Origin of the sequence: Microbacterium sp. (assembly GCF_030149085.1) — a bacterium.
Lineage (GTDB): Bacteria > Actinomycetota > Actinomycetes > Actinomycetales > Microbacteriaceae > Microbacterium.
The window spans coordinates 1-4,389 of sequence record NZ_JASBSF010000241.1; the positions used below are offsets into that span (position 1 = coordinate 1).

A 4,389-nucleotide genomic window follows, 5' to 3' on the forward strand; every position below is an offset into this window, starting at 1 on the left:
GTCTGGTGTGAAGTGCACGGAGACGGGCGGCGGATGGTCTGTGTAGATCCGGCCGGCCGGCGAGGTGAACTGGACAATACCGCCCTCGAGTTGCTGCACCTCCCAGGCCGTGAACTGCTTCATCGAATGATGTCGTTGACAGAAATGGCAGAGATTCCCGTGCTCGGTCTTGCCGCCCGTGGCGTACTCGTCGTTGTGGTCGACCTCGCAGCGGATGGCGGGGATGCGGCATCCGAGTGTCCGACAGTGTTGGTCCCGGGCTCGAAGCCATCGGTCGAGCGCCGCAGGCCTCGCATACCCGTCGGCCGCGAGCACCGATCCGCTGACCGGATGGGTGACCAGCCGTTCCCACCAGGTCGCGCCGGCGGCGAGCTCACGCGCCGTCTCAGGATCGATGGGGGAGTGTCCGACGAGGTCGGCGGGTCCGGCGGTTTCGGTACCGGCCAGGGCGAGCGCGGGAACGACGACCTGTACCTTGGCGCGGATCGCGCCGAGCGGGCCCGGCCCGTCCCCGGCGGCAGGGTCGACAATGGGTGAGCCGGCGAGCAGTAGCTGTGCGAACAGGTCGGCCCGGATCTGATCCATCGTGCGGGCATCGCCGGTGAAGACGTTTCCCTGCACGTCGGGCCCGGCCTCGGTGGTATCCGCGCTCGGTCGCGAATCGATGACGGCGCGCCCCATCTGGGTCAGTCGGTCGTCGATGCCGACAGCGATCACCGTCGGCACGGGCGCGCACACCTCGCTCATTCCGTCTGACAACGGCCTGATTCGCACGGCGCGCCCCTCGCGCGCTTCTTGGTGCCGCTCCTGCGGGGTGCGGGGGTGCATGCGCTCGGCGAGGATCATGACAGCGGCCCGGACCCGGTTCGCCGAGTCGGTCAGGCATCGTTCGGTGGCCAGTCGGTCGAACTCCGAGCGTACGTCGGCGGGAAGTGGGGTGCCGGCCTCGACGACGAGACTGACGTGCTGACGAGTGATGGCAGCGCTCTCGCGTGCCGCGAGCAGAGTGGGGTAGTCCTCGACGAGCTGGACTGCGTCGTTGATCTGGCGCTGCATCGACCTGTCGCTTACGCGCGAGGCAGCGCCCAGCTCGAGCGCGATCGACCGCAGCGCCATGTCGTGGGCGCGCACCCTGGCCGTCTGGCCCATCGCCTGCTTCCGCGCCAGTTGGCCGGCGCGAGCGAGGACTCGTACCCGAGCCACCTCTTCGCGAGCCGCCCGAACCTCGACGTCTTCGAAGTCGGCGACGATCTGGCACAGGGCGCCGAGGTCGGCATCCGTGTATCCGATCACCGGTCCGATCGGCCGGTCACCGTTCCCAACATTCGAAGACATGTTCTAATGATGACAGGGGCCTCCGACATTGAGTCAGTGGCGCGGGCCGTTCTCGAACAGTGACAGAAATTCGCTTCTCACGCTCCACTGATGTCGTGACCGGCGGGGATCGCGATGACGAGGCCCTTCTGCTCGATGCGGCACTCGATCCGCACGGCCTCGCCGAACTCATCTCCGTCGAGCTGCACGGGCTGGGCAGCCTCGGGCATGATCTCGACGGTCGTCCCGCGCGAGTAGACGATCGCGTTGTCAGCTGTGCGCAACTTCAGGAATGCCCGGCTGCGATGGAAGTGACGGCGAAGGAAGCCATTGATCCATGCGACCCTGCGCCACACGAAGAACCAGCCGAAGAAGCCCTTGGGTTGGATGACCGCGACATCCAGCTGTCCATCGGCGACCGACGCTTCGGGGATGAGCGACAGGCCGGCGGGGAGCGACCCGCAGTTGGCGAACAGCACGCTCTGCACGCGGGCGGTGCGCATCCGCTGTCCCGAGACTTCGTACAGGATGCGGAACGGCTTAGCGCTCCACAGGGAGCGAGCTGCTCCGTCGACGTAGGCGATCCAGCCGAGGCGCTTCTTGAGGTCGCTGTTCGTGTTGGCGATCATCGCCGCATCCATGCCCATGCCGCCCATCACGACGAAGGCGTGCTCCTCGCTGGACCCATCGGCGCGTCGGATCTGGGCGATCCCGACGTCGATCGTCTCGTGATCGCCCGAGAAGGTGGCCGTCACCATCGCGTCGGGCGGCGAGAGCGGTAGTTGCAAGTTGCGCGCGAGGAGGTTGCCGGTTCCCGACGGGACGATCGTCAGCGGCACGCCGGTTCCGGTGAGCGCCTCGGCCACCGCCCGTACGGTGCCATCGCCGCCGGCGACGAGCACGGCATCCGCACCGGCGTCCAGCGCCTCTCTCGTCGCGAGCTGGCCGAGATCATCGACTGTCGTCTCGAAGAACAGGGGGCTTCCCCAGCCCGCGGCGGCTGACTCGCGCTCGACAGACGCGCGGATGGCATCCTGATCGACCTTGATCGGGTTATAGACGAGAGCTGCCCGCTTGGCGTCCCCCGGCTGTGCCTCATGCCCGGCGGAATCCACCGGCGAATCGGTGCCGGGATCGTTGGTCGGCGCGGCTTCCTCGTTGGATGCGGAAGCGTGCGTCATGCACACACGATAACCCTCCCAGCCGGAGGAGCCGGTTCCGGGCGCTGTGACAGACTTATCGGGTGATCGATCCCGTGCTGCTTCGTGAAAATCCCGAGCTGGTCAAGCGCTCGCAGGAAGCTCGCGGGCACTCGTCCGAGACGGTGGATGCCGCCCTCGACGCAGACCGCGAGCGTCGTGCCGCGATTACGGCCTTTGAGGAGCTGCGTGCCGCGCAGAACGCCCACGGCAAGCGGGTCGCGCAGGCGCCGAAGGATGAGAAGGCTGCGCTGGTGGCCGAAGCCAAGGAGCTGAGCGAGCAGGTCAAGCAGGCCCAGCAGCGGGTGACTGTCGCCGAAGAGGCTGCCGATGCAGCACTGTCGCGCATCGAGAACATCGTCATCGATGGGGTGCCGGCCGGTGGCGAGGCCGACTTCGTGACGCTCCGCACGCATGGCGAGCCGCGCAGATTCGACTTCACCCCGCGCGATCACCTCGAGATCGGCGAGATCCTCGGCGCCATCGACATGGAGCGCGGCACGAAGGTGTCGGGCAGCCGCTTCTACTTCCTCACCGGGATCGGTGCGCGCCTCGAGCTGGCGATCATGAACCTCGCCCTCGACCGCGCCCTGCAGGCGGGGTTCATTCCCGTCATCCCGCCGACCCTCGTCCGCCCCGAGGTGATGCGCGGCACCGGATTCCTCGGCGAGCACGCCGACGAGATCTACCATCTCGAGGAGGACGACCTCTTCCTCGTCGGTACCAGCGAAGTTCCGCTCGCCGGCTACCACATGGACGAGATCATCGACTTCGCCAAGGGGCCCAAGCGCTATGCGGGCTGGTCGACGTGCTACCGCCGCGAGGCCGGGTCGTACGGCAAAGACACCCGCGGCATCATCCGGGTCCACCAGTTCAACAAGCTTGAGATGTTCGTCTACACGAGCCTCGAGGATGCCGAAGCCGAGCACCTGCGCCTCGTCGAGATGCAGGAACGGATGCTGCAGGACCTCGGCCTCGCGTACCGGGTCATCGATGTCGCCGCCGGTGATCTCGGATCGAGCGCTGCGCGCAAGTACGACGTCGAGGCGTGGGTTCCGACCCAGGATGCCTACCGTGAGCTGACCAGCACGAGTAACTGCACGACCTTCCAGGCGCGCCGGCTCGACATCCGTCACCGCCCCGACGGTGGCAAGACCCAGCATGTCGCAACGCTCAACGGGACGCTCGCGACCACGCGCTGGATCGTCGCGCTGCTCGAGACTCACCAGCGCGAGGATGGCTCGGTCACGGTTCCCGAGGTGCTGCGCCCGTACCTCGGCGGCATGGACGTCCTGGAGCCGGTCGCGTGACGGATGCCACGGTGCCGCACACCGGTGAGCTTGAGGCCGTTCCCGAAGCGGATGCCGCCGAGATCGTTGAGGAACTCGCCGCAGAGACCGAACACCACCCCGGGAGCACGCCGCGGCTGCTGATCGCCCTGGATATCGACGGCACGGTGCTGCTTGAGGACGAAACCCTCAGCCCCGGCGTCGTCGAGGCCGTGGAGCACGCTCGCCGCGCCGGGCACGAGGTCATGCTCGCGACCGGTCGCTCGTGGGCGAGCACCCGCGGAGTCGTGCGCGTTCTTGAGATCGAGCCCGACTACGTCGTGTGCTCGAACGGCACCGTCATCCTGAAGAAGATCGAGGGTGACGAGGTTCGGTACGAGCAGGTGCACACCGTGACCTTCGACGCGACCGAGGTCGTCACGCTCCTGCGTGAGCACCTGCCCGACGCGAAGTACATGGTCGAGCTCGAAGACGGTAGCCGCCTCTACACCGAGGAACTCGACGACTGGAACCTGCTCGGCGCCCGCCGCGTCGCGTTCGACGAGCTCACTCGCGAGCCGGTGTGCCGCGTCGTCGTCGTCTCGCCC

General features: G+C 67.3%; 4 protein-coding genes. 2 read left to right on the top strand and 2 right to left on the bottom strand.

The features are described from left to right. Both Q1V87_RS09805 and Q1V87_RS09810 read right to left on the bottom strand, forming a co-directional pair. A partial coding sequence (locus Q1V87_RS09805; protein WP_300592107.1) for an HNH endonuclease signature motif containing protein occupies positions 1-1,335 on the bottom strand: 1,335 nt, incomplete at its 3' end. 77 nt (positions 1,336-1,412) lie between these two features. Beyond that, positions 1,413-2,495 (bottom strand): diacylglycerol kinase family protein, encoded by a 1,083-nt coding sequence (locus Q1V87_RS09810; RefSeq protein ID WP_300592109.1) that lies wholly within the window; start codon positions 2,493-2,495, stop codon positions 1,413-1,415. Positions 2,496-2,557: 62 nt separating this feature from the next. Between Q1V87_RS09810 and serS the strand changes: the two genes are divergently transcribed. Together serS and Q1V87_RS09820 are read left to right on the top strand one after the other, a co-directional pair. After that, positions 2,558-3,823: a serine--tRNA ligase gene (gene serS / locus Q1V87_RS09815; protein WP_300592110.1), complete on the top strand. Its 1,266-nt coding sequence runs from the start codon at positions 2,558-2,560 to the stop codon at positions 3,821-3,823. Beyond that, a partial coding sequence (locus Q1V87_RS09820; protein WP_300592111.1) for an HAD hydrolase family protein occupies positions 3,820-4,389 on the top strand: 570 nt, incomplete at its 3' end. The genes serS and Q1V87_RS09820, both read left to right, overlap by 4 nt.